Annotated in this window: 12 protein-coding genes and 1 tRNA gene; 3 read left to right on the plus strand and 10 right to left on the minus strand. The window is 70.9% G+C overall.

The window, feature by feature from the left end; genetic code table 11:
- Positions 1-32 precede the first annotated feature (32 nt).
- Complete coding sequence (locus tag FHX80_RS01520; RefSeq protein WP_145762438.1) at positions 33-590, minus strand: HIT family protein; 558 nt, start codon at positions 588-590, stop codon at positions 33-35.
- A gap of 66 nt (positions 591-656) precedes the next feature.
- Between FHX80_RS01520 and FHX80_RS01525 the strand changes: the two genes are divergently transcribed.
- Entirely contained in the window at positions 657-1,334 is a 678-nt protein-coding gene (locus tag FHX80_RS01525; RefSeq protein ID WP_145762439.1) for a potassium channel family protein, read from the plus strand.
- Between the two features lie 28 nt (positions 1,335-1,362).
- On the opposite strand, the gene thrS is transcribed toward FHX80_RS01525, so the two are convergent.
- The 3 genes from thrS to FHX80_RS01540 all read right to left on the minus strand — a co-directional run bounded on the left by thrS (position 1,363) and on the right by FHX80_RS01540 (position 5,293).
- Positions 1,363-3,339, minus strand: a complete 1,977-nt coding sequence (thrS, locus tag FHX80_RS01530; RefSeq protein WP_145762440.1) for a threonine--tRNA ligase — start codon at positions 3,337-3,339, stop codon at positions 1,363-1,365.
- A gap of 113 nt (positions 3,340-3,452) precedes the next feature.
- Entirely contained in the window at positions 3,453-4,727 is a 1,275-nt protein-coding gene (locus FHX80_RS01535) for a hypothetical protein (protein ID WP_244318109.1), read from the minus strand.
- Positions 4,727-5,293 (minus strand): DUF4365 domain-containing protein, encoded by a 567-nt coding sequence (locus FHX80_RS01540; RefSeq protein WP_145762441.1) that lies wholly within the window; start codon positions 5,291-5,293, stop codon positions 4,727-4,729. The genes FHX80_RS01535 and FHX80_RS01540 overlap by 1 nt, the downstream gene beginning before the upstream one ends.
- A 190-nt stretch (positions 5,294-5,483) precedes the next feature.
- Here FHX80_RS01540 and FHX80_RS01545 point away from each other — a divergent pair, with 190 nt between their 5' ends.
- Complete coding sequence (locus FHX80_RS01545; RefSeq protein WP_145762442.1) at positions 5,484-6,209, plus strand: 3'-5' exonuclease; 726 nt, start codon at positions 5,484-5,486, stop codon at positions 6,207-6,209.
- A 111-nt stretch (positions 6,210-6,320) separates the two neighbouring features.
- Here FHX80_RS01545 and FHX80_RS01550 read toward each other — a convergent pair.
- Both FHX80_RS01550 and FHX80_RS01555 read right to left on the minus strand, forming a co-directional pair.
- Positions 6,321-6,392: transfer RNA gene (locus FHX80_RS01550), tRNA-Val, on the minus strand.
- A 39-nt stretch (positions 6,393-6,431) separates the two neighbouring features.
- A complete protein-coding gene (locus FHX80_RS01555) occupies positions 6,432-6,878 on the minus strand; it encodes an SRPBCC family protein (protein WP_145762443.1) in 447 nt (148 codons plus the stop codon).
- A 47-nt stretch (positions 6,879-6,925) separates the two neighbouring features.
- On the opposite strand from FHX80_RS01555, the gene FHX80_RS01560 reads away from it, so the two are divergent.
- Positions 6,926-9,478 carry an SCO7613 C-terminal domain-containing membrane protein gene (locus FHX80_RS01560; protein ID WP_145762444.1) on the plus strand — a complete coding sequence of 851 codons (2,553 nt, stop codon included), beginning with the start codon at positions 6,926-6,928 and terminating at the stop codon, positions 9,476-9,478.
- A gap of 37 nt (positions 9,479-9,515) precedes the next feature.
- On the opposite strand, the gene FHX80_RS01565 is transcribed toward FHX80_RS01560, so the two are convergent.
- The 4 genes from FHX80_RS01565 to FHX80_RS01580 all read right to left on the minus strand — a co-directional run bounded on the left by FHX80_RS01565 (position 9,516) and on the right by FHX80_RS01580 (position 14,779).
- The gene (locus tag FHX80_RS01565) at positions 9,516-12,257 is read right to left on the minus strand and encodes an exo-rhamnogalacturonan lyase family protein (protein WP_145762445.1); all 2,742 of its coding nucleotides are present in this window, start codon (positions 12,255-12,257) and stop codon (positions 9,516-9,518) included.
- Between the two features lie 83 nt (positions 12,258-12,340).
- Positions 12,341-12,922 (minus strand): hypothetical protein, encoded by a 582-nt coding sequence (locus FHX80_RS01570; protein ID WP_145762446.1) that lies wholly within the window; start codon positions 12,920-12,922, stop codon positions 12,341-12,343.
- A 7-nt stretch (positions 12,923-12,929) separates the two neighbouring features.
- The gene (locus FHX80_RS01575) at positions 12,930-13,793 is read right to left on the minus strand and encodes a carbohydrate ABC transporter permease (RefSeq protein WP_145762447.1); all 864 of its coding nucleotides are present in this window, start codon (positions 13,791-13,793) and stop codon (positions 12,930-12,932) included.
- Positions 13,790-14,779, minus strand: a complete 990-nt coding sequence (locus FHX80_RS01580; protein WP_411977554.1) for a carbohydrate ABC transporter permease — start codon at positions 14,777-14,779, stop codon at positions 13,790-13,792. Before FHX80_RS01580 ends, FHX80_RS01575 begins: the two co-directional genes overlap by 4 nt.
- Positions 14,780-14,781: the final 2 nt, after the last annotated feature.

A 14,781-nucleotide genomic window follows, 5' to 3' on the forward strand; every position in this document is an offset into this window, starting at 1 on the left:
ATGGATCGGTCGAATCAGGCTGTGCGGACGGGTCAGACGGGCCAGGCGTCGGCCAGCATCTTCCGGGTGTCCGCCAGCAACTGCGGCAGCACCTTGGTGTGCCCGACCACCGGCATGAAGTTGGTGTCACCGCCCCAGCGGGGCACCAGATGCTGGTGCAGATGCGCGGCGATGCCCGCACCGGCCACGGCACCCTGGTTCATGCCGATATTGAATCCGTGCGCCCCCGACGCCGCACGCAGCGCGGTCATCGCACGCTTGGTGAAATCGGCGAGCTCCACCGTCTCCGGACCGTCCAGCTCGGTGTAGTCCGCGACGTGCCGGTACGGCACCACCATCAGATGCCCACCGTTGTACGGGTACAGATTCAGCACGGCATAGACCTTCTCGCCGCGCGCGACGACGAGCCCGTCCTCGTCCGACATCGAGGGAATCGCGCAGAACGGACAGCCGTCGCCGGCCTCCGGACCGGTCGGCTTGTTCTCACCCTGGATGTACGCCATCCGGTGGGGCGTCCACAGGCGCTGGAACGCGTCGGGCGTCCCCACTCCGATCTGCTGCTCCGGCTCACTCGTCATGCCGATCAGCATATTGCTTACCCCGTGCGGAGCGTGTCGCCGGGGCCGAACCCGTTCCCGCACCGCGATGCTTAACCGATGAGCGACCGTGCCACGGCCCAGTCCCCTCCCGCTCTGACCCGATGGGAGCAGCGCGCCGAGGGACCGCTCTTCGTCGCCTCACTGCTGTTCCTGCTCGGCTACGCGACCCGCGTCCTCGCGCCGCACCACGCCGAACCCTGGCGCGGCTTGTCCCTCGTTCTGGTCGGCGTCACCTGGCTGCTCTTCGTCATCGACTACGCCATCAGAATCCGACTCAGCGGTCTCGGCCACCGCTTCGTCCGGGTGCACTGGCTGGACACCCTGGTACTCATCCTGCCGCTGCTGCGGCCGCTGCGCGTGGTCAAGGTCTACACGGCTGTCCAGAAGCGCCGCGACAAGCCCCGGCTGAGCCTGTACGCGCGCGTGATGTCGTACGCCGGCATGACATCCCTGCTGCTGGGCTTCTCGGCCGCCCTCGCGATCTACCACCTGGAGCACAACGCTCCGGGTGCCTCGATCCGGACCTTCGGCGACGCGGTCTGGTGGGCGTGCGCGACGCTCACAACGGTGGGGTACGGGGATGTCGTGCCGGTGACACCGGTCGGCCGGATCGTCGCAGCGGGCCTGATGGCCTGCGGGCTGGCGCTGCTGGGAGCCGTGACGGGTTCCTTCTCGTCGTGGCTGATCCAGACGTTCCGCCGGGAGGACGAGAAGGTGCCCCCGGCGGGCGGATAGCTCGCCGGGGGCACCTTCTCGTGACCGATCAGACCTGGACGCGGTCCTCGACGGCCTTGGCGATCTTGGCGATGGCGTCCTCGACCGGAATGCCGTTCTCCTGCGAACCGTCGCGGTAGCGGAAGGAGACGGCGCCGTTGGCCATGTCCTCGTCGCCCGCGATGATCATGAAGGGGACCTTGGCCTTCTGCTGGTTGCGGATCTTCTTCTGCATCCGGTCCGACGAGGCGTCCACGTCGACCCGCAGCCCCTGCTTGCGGGCCTTGGCGGCGAACTCCTGGAGGTAGGGGATGTGCGCGTCGCCGATCGGGATGCCGACCGCCTGGACCGGGGCCAGCCACACCGGGAACGCACCCGCGTAGTGCTCCAGCAGCACCGCGAAGAAGCGCTCGATGGAGCCGAACAGGGCGCGGTGGATCATCACCGGGCGCTGCTTGGTGCCGTCCGGGCCGGTGTACTCCAGGTCGAAGCGCTCCGGCAGGTTGAAGTCGAGCTGCACGGTCGACATCTGCCAGGTCCGGCCGATGGCGTCCTTGCACTGCACCGAGATCTTCGGGCCGTAGAACGCGGCGCCGCCCGGGTCCGGGACCAGCGGCAGACCCTGCTTCTCGGCGACCAGGCGCAGCGTCTCGGTGGCCTCGTCCCATGCCTCGTCCGAGCCGACGAACTTCTCCGGGTCCTTGGTGGAGAGCTCCAGGTAGAAGTCGGTCAGGCCGTAGTCGCGGAGCAGGTTCAGGACGAAGGTGAGCGTCCGGTCCAGCTCCTCGGCCATCTGCTCCCGGGTGCAGTAGATGTGCGCGTCGTCCTGCGTGAAGCCGCGCGAGCGGGTCAGGCCGTGCACGACGCCCGACTTCTCGTACCGGTACACGGTGCCGAACTCGAAGAGGCGCAGCGGCAGTTCACGGTAGGAGCGGCCACGCGCGTCGAAGATCAGGTTGTGCATCGGGCAGTTCATCGGCTTGAGGTAGTAGTCCACCCCGTCGTCGAGCTGCATGGGCGGGTACATGCCGTCGGCGTACCAGTCCAGGTGGCCGGACTTCTCGAAGAGCTTGCCCTTGGTGGCGTGCGGACTGTAGACGAACTCGTAGCCCTCCTCCTCGTGGCGGCGCCGCGAGTAGTCCTCCATGGCCCGGCGGATGACGCCGCCCTTGGGGTGGAAGACCGCGAGGCCGGGGCCGATCTCGTCCGGGAAGGAGAAGAGGTCCAGCTCGCTGCCGAGCTTGCGGTGGTCGCGCTTGGCGGCCTCCTCCAGGAACTCCAGGTGCGCCTTCAGCTCGTCCTTGGTGGGCCAGGCGGTGCCGTAGATGCGCTGGAGCATGGGGTTCTTCTCGCTGCCGCGCCAGTAGGCGGCCGCGTTGCGCATCAGCTTGAACGCCGGGATGAACCGGGTGGTCGGCAGGTGCGGGCCCCGGCAGAGGTCCTTCCAGCAGAGGTCCCCGGTCTTCGGGTCGAGGTTGTCGTAGATGGTCAGCTCGCCGCCGCCCACCTCGACGTCCGCGCCGTCGTCCGTGGAGGCTGAGCCCTTGATGCCGATGAGCTCCAGCTTGTACGGCTCGTCGGCCAGCTCCTCGCGCGCCGCCTCGTCCGTCACGACCCGGCGGGAGAACTTCTGGCCCCGCTTCTGGATCTCCTGCATCTTCTTCTCGATGGCCTTGAGGTCCTCGGGCGTGAACGGCTTCTCGACGTCGAAGTCGTAGTAGAAGCCGTCCTTGACCGGCGGGCCGATGCCGAGCTTGGCCTCGGGGTGCAGCTCCTGCACGGCCTGCGCCATGACGTGCGCGGTGGAGTGCCGGAGGATGTTGAGGCCGTCCTCGGACGAGATCAGGACGGGCTCGACGGTCTCGCCGTCGGCGACGACGTAGGCGAGGTCCTTCAGCTCACCGGCGATGCGGGCGGCGACGACGGTGCGTTCGCCCGGGAAGAGCTCGGCTGCCGTAGTGCCCGTCGTCACCACGCGTTCTTCCCGCTCGGAATCGCGCTGGATGATCACACGGACGTCTGACACCGGTCTCTCCTGACTCAGGGGGTGCGGCGCATTCCTCCTGCGCGCGCAAGAGGAATCGTACCGAGCCTGCACCCCTCTTAGCGAAAGGGCCGGATTCCGTGGTCCGCGACCGGCTACTCCCCCGTGCATGCCTCCTCGAAATAGTCGATGTTCTCCTGGAGCGACTTCATCAGCCGGTCCCGTTCCGCGTCGTCGACCTGCACGGGAATCACCTGCGAGGTCCTGGTCAGCCGCCGGAAGCCGCCCCGGCTCTCCAGCCTGCCCTCCACCCGCACCGGCAGCCCCACCAGATGGGCGTGGCCGGCGATCCGGTACGCCTCCTCGTCGAGCTCCAGCCGCACATGCGGGACCTCGGCGCCCGCCAGCACCCGAAGCCGTACGATTCCGGCGCCGCGCGGCCCCGAGCGGCGCAGGCGTACGACGGCGCCGGTGATCCGCACCGCGACCGCGGGTTCGTCCCGGAGGTAGCGGGCGCCCGCCCGGCGCAGCGCGGGCAGGTCGCCCGGGGAGAACTCCACCGGTTCGGGGCGCGCCGGGCAGCCGTCGGGGGTTCCCGCGGCGGGGGCCCACTCCAGGGCGATCCCGGCACCCTCGGAGCCGCGGACGAGCGCGACGACGGCCTCGGTCAGTTCACGGCTGACGCCCGCCGCCACGGCGCTGTCGAAGGCCTCCATGCCGCCGGTCGCCCGTTGGTAGTCGACGGCCTCGCGGGTGGCGTGCAGGGCGTGATGGAGCCGTACCGCGACGGGGCGGCCGGTCTCGACGGGGACGAACGCGGTGAGGTCGCGGCCGCCGGGCGCGGGTCCGACGAGGATGCCGTCGAGGGCCGCGAGGGCACGCCGCCGGTGGCGGGCACCGTGGTACCCGGCCCGGCCGCGGACGGCGAGGGCGCCGGCGAGCAGGATCTGCCGGGCCGCGCCATGGAGCTGCTCGGCTCCCGTCCAGCTGGCCACGCCGACGGTTCCGGCGGCCGGTTCGGGGGCCTCGCGCCACCAGCGGATCTCGTCGCTGGGGACGGCGAGGGAGACGAGGATGTCGCGTGCGGAGGGGGCCGCGCTGCGGGCCAGCGCGGTCAGCGCCTCCCCCAGCAGGTCCTCGCTGTCGGGAAAGGCCCCGTTGTCGGGTACGAGCAGGCTGGTGGAGCCGCCGGGTGGGGCGGGTGGTCCGGGCGGCGTCCAGCGGCTGTAGCGTCCGGCGGCCCCGCCGCGCCGCCGCCAGCCGTGGCGCGCGAGCAGGGTGCCGAGCACCGCGGGGTCCACCCGGGCGGGATCCGGCAGGCCACCGGCGGTTGTCGGCCCGATGGGCCGGAGCCCGGGCGGCTCGGTGGGATGGGGTCGTACGACTGACGGGATCGCTTCGTCGGCGGACTCGTCCATAGGCCGGTGCATCAGGGTCTCCCTCCTGCCCCGACACGGGTCATGATCTCGCAGAGCGCCCGGTCGTCGAAGATGCGCGAGGTCGGGATCCGTACGGTCGTCCGGTGCCGGCCGGTCACCGGGTGGCCGGCCAGATTGGTCCAGTAACAGCAGTGCCGCAGGTCGAGGCGGTCGTGTCCGGCGCTGAGCCAGTCGTCCTGGCTGCGGGGCACGAGCATCACGACGAGGATCTTGTGCACCGACACGGGGCTCCGGGCGAGCTTCACGAGGTGGGCGTTGTCGAGCGTGAAGGCGAACGTCGCGCCGGGCGGGCGGGCCGGTATCTGGTAGGTGCATTTCAGCTGGACCTTGATGGTCACCTCGTCGTCGACGACATGGCCGGGGGCACCGTGGCTGACGTGCCAGTCGATGCCGTTGTCGGGGAACGGCTGCGACAGGGAGCACCCCGCCGCGGCCGCGACCGCGTGCAAGTAGCCCACCTGGAGGGTCTCCATGCAGGCGGTGGTGGCGAGTGTGCCGCGCAGCGGTGCGATCCGCTGGGGCAGCAGCCCACTCGGTTCGGGCTGCGCGAGTGCCATGGCTCCGTATGCCTTCCGGGCCGTGCCAATGGGTCGGCGGACGCGGAGGTGTACCAACTTCCGTCCCCGTCATCTGTGTTGTCACCGCAGCGGGCGGTCCGCAAACGGCGTATCAGGCAAAGGGTGCGGGTATCACCGAAACGGGCAGGGGAATCACGCCATCTGCCGCTCGGGCGCGAGGAGTTCGGGGATGACTCAATGGTACGAGGGGCCACTGGCCGCTTTTGACACCGAGACGACGGGAGTGGACGTGGAGGGTGACCGGATCGTTTCGGCCGCCCTCGTCGTCCAGGACAGTGCCGGCGGGCGGATGCGCGTCACCCGCTGGCTGGTGAATCCGGGGGTACCGGTGCCCGCGGGGGCGACCGAGATCCATGGGCTGACCGATGACCACCTCCAGCGCAACGGGCGGTGGCCCGCGCCGGTGGTGGAGGAGATAGCCCGGGCGCTGTCCGAGCAGAGCGCGGCCGGCCGGCCGCTGGTGGTGATGAACGCGCCGTTCGACCTGACGCTGCTGGACCGGGAGCTGAAGCGGCACCGGGCGTCGTCACTGGCCGGCTACCTGGAGAACACGCCGTTGTGTGTGCTGGATCCGCGGGTGCTCGACAAGCACCTGGACCGCTACCGCAAGGGCCGGCGCACACTCACGGACCTGTGTGAGCTGTACGGGGTGGTACTGGACGGGGCGCATGACGCGGCGGCCGACGCGGCGGCGTCACTGGAGCTGGTCCGGGCGGTGGGGCGGCGGTTCGCGACCCGTCTGGAGCGGCTGACCCCGGCGGAGCTGCACACACTGCAGGCGGTGTGGCATGCCGCCCAGGCGCGCGGCCTGCAGGCGTGGTTCACCAAGAGCGGCACGCCGGAGACGGTGGACCCGGCGTGGCCGTTGCGTCCGGAGCTGCGCGCCGCCGCGTGAGCTCGTGCGGTCCCTGCGGAGGGCGCGGAGAACGGTTCCGGAGCCGACCGCGCAGCCGGACACGCAGAGGCCGGTCCGTCGGTGTTGCTGACGGACCGGCCTCTCCCGGGGTGGGCGATACTGGGTTCGAACCAGTGACCTCTTCGGTGTGAACGAAGCGCTCTCCCACTGAGCTAATCGCCCGGGAACGGGTTGAACCATACAGGGCTCGGCGGGTGTGGTTCAAACCGCTTCCAGCCGGGCCGCGAGGCCACGACGTCCGGCCCGCATCATCAGTGCGTGATTGGCCCGGAACACGGGCCGCCCCGGCACCGCGAGCACCCGCAGCAGCCTCTTGCGTACCTCGACCTCCTGTTCGTACGTGGCACGGCTCCCGGCCCCGTGCCGGGTGACGGTCCAGCGGGCCCAGCCTTCGAGGTCGCCGGTGAGGGCCACTTCCAGCACCCCGGCAAGCGGGTCGCGCCGACGTTCGCGGAACGTGATGACGAGGTCGTACGGGATCAGTGAGCGGATCCGGGTGGTGCCGGAGGTGTCGTCGACGGGGGTGACCTCGCGGACCTGCGGCCACCATCGCGGGTACTGCTCCGCCCGTTCCAGGAGCTGGTACACGGCGCCGGGCGGGGCCACGAAGTCCCAAACACTCATAAATCGGTAGTGATTCCAGTCCATGAGTCCAGGATGCACGTACTCAGCCGGGGAACTGAGTATCCGTGCGCATGTCCGAATGGGTGACCGCCGCCACACTCGCGTTCATGGAACATCTGCTGCCGCCCACCGAGGAACTGGCGCTCCTCGACCGTGAGCTCGCCGGGCTGGATCTGCGCCGGTCCCAACTGCTGCGCCGCCGCGCCTGGCTGGTGAGCGTCCTGCAGACGCCCGGCCCGCTGACCGTCGGGCCGCCCACGCCCTCGTTCCCGCCGCCCGCCGGCCACACCTCGGCGCCCTTCGCGGCTCCGGGCCGGCCGGCCGCTCCTGCGGTCCGCACCCGCGGTGCGCAGAATGTGCTGCTCACCCTCGGCGGACTGCTGCTGACGGTCGCGGCGATCGCGTTCACCCTGGTCAGCTGGGGTCACATGGGGATCGGCGGCCGCTCGGCGGTCCTGTCGACCGTGACGGTGGCGGCGCTGGCCGCGCCTGCGGTGCTGCTGCGTCGGGGGCTGTCCTCGACGGCCGAATCACTCGCGGCTCTCGGGGCGGTGCTGATGGTGCTGGACGCCTATGCGCTGCATGAGGTGGCACTGCCGAGGACCGGGGGCCTGGGCTTCGCGGCGACCGCTTCGGCGGTGCTGGCCGTGCTCTGGGCGGCGTACGGACTGGTGCTCGGCGGGCTGCGACTGCCGCTGCCCGCCGCGGTGCTCGGTGCGCAGTTGCCCCTGCTGCTGTGGGCGTGGGCGGAGCGGGCGGATGCCCTGGTGTTCGCCGGTGCGCTGCTGGCCACGGCGGCGCTGGACTGTGTGATCGCGTTGCGGGGCAAGGGAGTTGCGGTACGGGTGGCGGCCTGCTCCGGGCTCTGGGTGACCGGTGGCGCGGGGCTGCTGGTGGCGTTGATGGAGTCGCTGTCGGCCGATGCGCCGGCGGACGCGGTGCTGCCGGGGGCGCTGCTGCTGGCCGGTTCCGCCATCGCGTTGTCCGGGGCCCGGCGGGCACCGGCGGGCGTTGCGGTGGCCGGTGGTCTGGTGGCGGGCCTGGCGGCCGTCGCCGCCGTCTCCGGAGTGTTGGTCGCGGGGGTTTCCGGCGGCTGGGTGGTGCCGGTGTACCTGCTGTGCGGCGGAGCGCTGCCGGTCGCTGTGCGGGCTCCGCTGGGTCGTCCGGCCGGGCAGGGGCTGGTGTGGGCGTCGGGGGCGGTCACCGCCGGTTCGGTGCTGTTCTCGCTGCCGCCGGTCGCGGTGTCGTTGGCAGGTCCGGTGGGGCAGCTGGACCGGGTGTGGGCCGGTGCGCCCCGGGACGGTGTGCGGGGTGCGCTGGGTGCGACGGAGCTGCCGTGGTCGGAGATGGCCGCTGCCCCGGTGGTCCTGCTCCTGGTGGCGGCGGTGCTCGCGGCGGCGTACCGGTGGTGGGAGGGCGTACTGCGGTGGGCCGGGCCGGTGCTCTCCCCCGGTCCGGCTGCGCGGGGCGTTGTCGGGGCGACGGCTCCGGTGCTCGGCTGGGCGGGGCTCGCGGTGCTGCCGGCCGCGCTGGACGCCTCGTACGCGGTGGCCGTTTCCGTGCAGTTGGTGCTGGTCGCGGGCGTGTTCGCGGTGGCGGTGGGCGGTCTGCGGCGCGGGATGACGGGGGTGGCGCTGACCGCTTCGGTGTGCGGGGCGGCGGGTGCGGTGGGCGTGGCGCTGTTGTCGCTGGGCACGGAACCGGCCACGTATGCGGTGTTCGGGGCGTTGCTGGTGGTGTTCGTGGCGGCTGCGGTCGCGTGGGACGCTCCGGTGGCCGCTGCCTCGCGGCCGGACCGGGTGCCGGTGACCGTGCAGGCGGTGGCGGCGTGCGCGGCCGTGGCCTGTGCCGTGGTGCTGGCCGGTGCGTGCGGTGCGTCGCTGGGCCTGGCCGCGCATCGGGCGGCTCCGGTGATCCTGGCCGTCCCCGCGGTGACCGTGCTGCTGGGCGCCCGGCTGAAGGGGCGTGCGGTGGCGCTGCCGGTGGAGCTGGCCGGTGGTGCGGCGGCGCTTCCGGCCGTGGGCCTGGCGATGGGCGACATGCCGTTCCTGGCTATGGTGCTGGCCCTGTGCGCGGTACTGGCCGCGGGCACGGCGTTGCGTCCGGAGCGGCGGCCGGTGGCCGGATATCTGGCGACCGCGCTGTTCGTGGCGGCTGCCTGGGTCCGGCTGTCGGCGTCCGGGGTGTCGTCCCCGGAGGCGTACACCCTGCCGGTGACCGTTCCGGCTCTGGTGATCGGTGTGCTGCGCCGCCGCCGCGATCCCGCCGCGTCGTCGTGGACCGCGTACGGGGCGGGGCTGACGGCGACGCTGGTGCCGTCACTCGTCGCCGCCTGGGCCGATCCGCACTGGCTGCGGCCGCTGCTGCTCGGTACGGCGGCGCTCGTGATCACGCTGCTGGGGGCGCGGTGGCGGCTCCAGTCCCTGCTGGTGCTGGGCGGTGCGGTGCTGGCGCTGGACGCGCTGCACGAGCTCGCGCCGTATGTCGTCCAGGTGGTCGGCACACTGCCGCGCTGGGTGGCTCCGGCGCTGGCCGGGGCGCTGCTGCTGGCGGTCGGGGCGACGTACGAGAAGCGGCTGCGCGACGCCCGGCGGCTGAGGGACGCCCTGGGCCGGATGCGGTGACGTACCGCACGGCCGGCCCGGGGCGCCCTCATGGGCCTCAGGCCGGCATCCGGTCACCGACGAGGGCGAGGTTCTCGATGGCGGCGAGGCCGTAGAGCGCGGTGTCGTTGGTGTAGACCCAGTTGGCCTCGCTGCCCGGGACGGTGGTGACCGGGCCGCTCACCTTCTCGGTCTTCCAGGGTGCGGATTCCTTGTACCCGTCACTGTTGTAGAACTTCTCCCAGGCGCGCGCGGCGAGCTTAGCGTCGCCGGTCTGCACGGCGGCGTACGCGTCCATGCGGGAGTGGCCCTGGAAGAGGAGCAGGGTGCCGAAGTTGGAGCCGTAGCGGGCTGCCTGTTCGGTCTTGGAGGCGTTGAAGTAGCGGCAGTAGTCGAGGTACGCCTCCTTGAACTTCGGCATGTCGACCAGGTCGATGAGTTCGGCGCACAGTTCGCCCAGCCCGAAGACGCCGGACAGGTGGGAGACGCTGACCACGGGTTCGGTGGCGACGGCGAACTTCCCGGTGTCCAGGTCGTAGAGGCCGCTGCCCTGGACGAATCCGTTGGGCTGGGCGGCGATCGTCTCCATGGTGCCGAGGACCCGCGCCCTGGCCTTCTCGGCCTGCGGGCCGCCGCGCTCCCATTCGGTGAGCCAGGCGGAGACGAGTCCGCTCCAGTCGGTACCGAAGCCGATGGACAGGGCGTGCCGGTCCGGGGTGTAGGGCTCGGTGCGGATCTTGCGGAGCGGATCGAGAGCGAGGAAGGTCTCGTCGGAGTCGACGTTGGCGCGCATCAGGTCGCCGACGCGTTCGTCCCCGGTGAGGAAGTAGTAGAACCGCCGGTAGGTGGTGTTGGCGATGCGTTGCTGCTTGGCGCTGTCGGCGTAGTGCTGGACGCCGTGGCGGGTGCCGAGGCCCGCCCAGTCGCCGAGGTGGTAGACGTCGACCTCACCGGTGTGGCGGGTCATGGCCTCGGCGAAGCGGAAGATGTCGGCGCGGCCGGAGCGCAGGTAGGCGTACCAGAGCCAGAGGTCCGGTGAGAGTTCGGAGTTGTCCCAGGCGTAGCCGCCGATGTCGTAGCGCCACTGGTGGCGGGCGGGGTCGTAGGAGTGCATGACGTCGCCGTAGTCCCAGAAGCCGTACCAGCGGCGCATCTCGACCTGGTCCTTGTAGTACGTGAACAGGAAGTCCAGGTGGTCCTCGATCTTCGCCTTGGCGGGGGTGGAGCGGTCGACCGGGGAGAAGAGTCCGCCGAAGACGTTCGCGCCGATCAGCTGGGAGGGCGGCGCGACGAGCTGCGGGAGGGTCCGGACGGTGTGGGTCTGCTGGGCGAGGGCCTCGGCGCTGGGGGTGGACTCGTTGGCCCAGAAGACGAGTTCACTGGTGCGGGCGATGCCGTACGGGGTGCCGAAGCCGGGCTCGTAGTCCTCGTAGGTGATCTCGAGGCCGTCGAGCTGTTTGGTGTACGTGTCCTGGCCCATGCCGTCGTGGTAGAAGCGCAGGTCCATGGGTTCGGCCTCGGGCGACCAGAGCCAGAGGGTGACCTCGGCGGCCTTGGTGTCGGCGCCGCGGATGTCGAGCTGGGCGGGGAACTTCTCCCAGAAGTCGCGCAGTCCGAAGGAGAGTCCGCCGCTCGCGCCGCCCACGTAGCCGAAGCCGGAGGCGCGCCGGCCGCCGCCCGCGGCGATCCAGCCGTGGCCCTTCTTGGTCCGCTTGCGCAGCGCGAAGCCGTCGGCGGAGAGCTGGCTGAGGGTGTAGTCGCCCCAGGTGGGGATGAGCGGGAGCCGCGTGGTGACGCGCTGGTCCCAGGTCGCCGGATCGGGCAGCTTCGTCCCCTCGAACTGGGCGGCCTGGACGGCGGCGCCCGGGTCGCGGCGCAGCCCGGTGATGCCCTTGACGGCTTCGCGGAGCATTCCGGTGTCGTCGCCGCCGATACGGATGTGGCGGTCGTACATCTCGTCGCGCATCGGGACGGTGAAGCGGACGCCGAGACCGCGGATGAAGTCGCCGCTCGCGCGGCCGGGTTCCTGGGTGCCGTCGAAGGTGATGGTGTGCATCATGCGGAACGATTCGGCGCCCGCGTGGAAGTAGAGCCGCACCGAGAACGGGAGCCAGGAGCGGCTGCCGCGGCGGTGCTTGCCGTCGATGCGGACGACGGCGCGGACGGGTCCGCTCTGTTCGACCTCGGTCTTGCTGATGGCGCTCTCGAACCGTTCGTACTTCTGCTGTCCCTGGTCGCCGTCCTCGATCTCGCCCTGGCGGATCAGGACGAGCCGGCCGTCCTTCGCTATCTCGGTGGAGCCACGGGTGAGGGAGGTGATCAGCGAGGAGCCGGTCTTGCCGATCCTGGCGGTGATGGCTCCGGTGGAGACGGTGATCGAGCCGCCGCTGTTCCTGACGGTGACCTTGGCGGCGGGGGCGGCCGGTTCACCGGCGGTGAGGGCGAACTTCTTGGCCGCCCGGGCCTCGGGGCCCACCGCGTGGGCGGTCCACTTCAGGGAGCCGTCCGGCCATGTGGCGGTGGCCCAGGTCTGGACGGGGATGTCCTTGCCGTCGGCGGTGGCCAGGGCGAACTTCTGGTCCGCGGGGTGGCGGCCCCGCGCCCACGGGACGCCGAAGGTGGTGCCGGGTGCGGCGCCGAGCCCGGCGTCTTCCAGCCAGCTGATCTCCACGGGGCCCTCGGCGGCCTTCCCGGTGGCGGCGGCCTGCTGGGCGGTGTCGCTCAGCACCCAGGAGAAGGGGGTGGCCGCGCCCGCGACGGCGGCGGCCTTGAGAACGGTACGGCGGGGGATCGGGGACATCACGACTCCAGTTCGTTGCGAAACGGGCATGACTGATCGCACGCTGACGCGTGGTGGGGTGGGGTGCGGTAGGTGGGGGCGGGTCAGCGGCGGTCGGCGGCGACCGCCGCCGCGGCCAGGCAGCCCAGGGCGGGTGCGGCCAGCGGCGGCACCTGCCGGGCGGCGAGGGCCAGGGCCACGAATCCGCCGACGAGCAGCAGTGATCCGGCCGGGTCGGTCAGGGTCCTGCGGCCCGCGGCCCGTGCGGTCTGCGGCCAGGGTGTGCCGGGGCGCCAGGCGGCGGCCGTACGCAGTCCCCAGACGGCGACGGCCGGCAGCCCGAGCAGGCTCACGACGACGAGCGGGCGGCCGCCCGGCAGCAGGCCCGACCGGGCGACCTGCCAGTCGAAGGCAAGCAGCGCGAGCGCCGCCCACCACAGCAGGGAGACCCGCCAGCCACTGCGGAACGCCTCCCGTACGTCGGCGGTGAACTCCCGCACCCCGCCCGTCTCACCGGCCAGATAGCGGCGCAGATGGCGGGCCCCGGCGGCGAACGCCGCGGGGAAGGTGACCAGCGGCAGGGCGGCGACGGTGATCCACACGCCGGTGAGCAGGCACTCGGTGAACACGCTGAACCGCTCGCGGACGAAGGAGGTCCTGGGCGCGGTGCCGGATGTGTTGGCCACTGGCTGCTCAGCCCTTCAGGCCGGAGGTGGCCATGCCGTCGATGAGGTAGCGCTGGAAGGCCAGGAAGAAGGCCAGCACCGGAAGCAGGGCCACCAGTGACATCGCGATCATGCCGCCGTAGTCGGCGACGGCGTCCTGGTCGATGAACATCCTCAGCCCCATCGAGACCGTGTACTTGTCCGGTTCGTTGAGGTACAGCAGGGGGCCCATGAAGTCGTTCCAGGCCTGGATGAAGGTGAAGATGGCGCTGGTGATCAGTGCGGGCCGGCACAGCGGCATCACGATCGACCAGTAGATCCGCAGGTGCCCGCAGCCGTCGAGCCGGGCCGCCTCGTCGAGTTCCTTGGGCAGTCCGCGCATGAACTGCACCATCAGGAAGACGAAGAACGCGTCGGTGGCCAGGAACTTGCCGATCAGCAGCGGAGTGAAGGTGTTGATCAGCTCCAGCTTCTGGAAGATCACGTACTGCGGGATGATCAGTACGTGATACGGCAGCAGCAGCGTGCCGACCATGACGGTGAACATGATCTTGCGCCCGGCGAACCTGACCTTGGTGAAGGCGTACGCCGTGAGTGAGCAGGAGAACACCACCCCGATGACCGAACCGACCGATATGTAGGCCGAGTTCAGGAAGAACCTCCAGATCGGTATGTCGGCGATGCCGTCGGCGAGCCGTCGGTAGTTGGAGGTGATCGGGTCGGTCGGGAAGAGGTTCAGTGCGCCGACGATGTCCTCGCTCGGCTTGAAGGACGCGCCGATCGTCCAGACCACCGGGTAGAGGATCACCACGAGGATGGCGAGCGCCCCGAGGTGCCAGGCGAGTGAGCCGGGGAGCCGGCGTCGCGGGGCAGTGGCTTCCGTCCGGCTCATCGGCCGTCCTCCTCGTAGTGCACCCAGCGCTTCTGGGACCAGAACAGCACGGCGGTGACCAGGCCCACCGCGACGAGCAGCAGCCAGGCCATGGCGGAGGCGAAGCCCATCCGGCTGTTCGCGAAGCCCTGGTCGTACAGGTAACAGGTGTAGACGAGCGTCGCGTCGCCCGGACCGCAGGTGCCGTTGCTGACGATGTAGGCCGAGGCGAAGATCTGGAAGGAGTGGATGGTCTCCAGCAGTACGTTGAAGAACAGCACCGGCGAGATCATCGGCAGGGTGATGCTCCAGAATCTGCGCCAGGAGCCGGCCCCGTCCATCTCCGCCGCCTCGTACAGTTCCTTCGGGACCTGTTTGAGGCCGGCCAGGAAGATCACCATCGGGGCGCCGAACTGCCAGACCGTGAGGCCCACCAGCGCGTAGATGATCATCTCCGGGTCGCCGATCCAGCCGCCCGCGTCGATACCGAACAGCTGCTGCCCGCGGTCGACGACGGCGCCGTCCGAGAACAGCGCGCGCCAGACGATGGCCGCCGAGACGCTCGCGCCGATCAGCGACGGGGCGTAGAACGCGGCCCGGTAGAAGGACTGGCCCCACCGCTTCTGGGCGAGCAGCATGGCCACCGCGAGCGCGGCGGCCAGCTTGATCGGGGTACCGATCAGCACGTACCAGGAGGTCACCTTGACCGACTGGCGCCAGCGCGGGTCGGCGAACATGTCGGTGAAGTTCTGGAGTCCGACCCAGCGCGGCGCGTCGAACAGGTTGTAGTCGGTGAACGCGAGGTACAGCGAGAAGACCATGGGCCCGGCGATCAGGAACAGGAAGCCCGCGATCCAGGGCGACATGAAGAGATAGCCGGTCAGATTCTCGCGGTGGCCCCGCGGCTGCGGAGCGGCCCGGTTCTTGCGTCCCGGGCCGTTCCACTCCGCGGCGGCGGGGTCGCTCTTGAGGGCCGGGCCGCTCGCGGACGTCTGGATGTGAGTCACCG

The organism is Streptomyces brevispora (genome assembly GCF_007829885.1).
Taxonomy (GTDB): domain Bacteria; phylum Actinomycetota; class Actinomycetes; order Streptomycetales; family Streptomycetaceae; genus Streptomyces; species Streptomyces brevispora.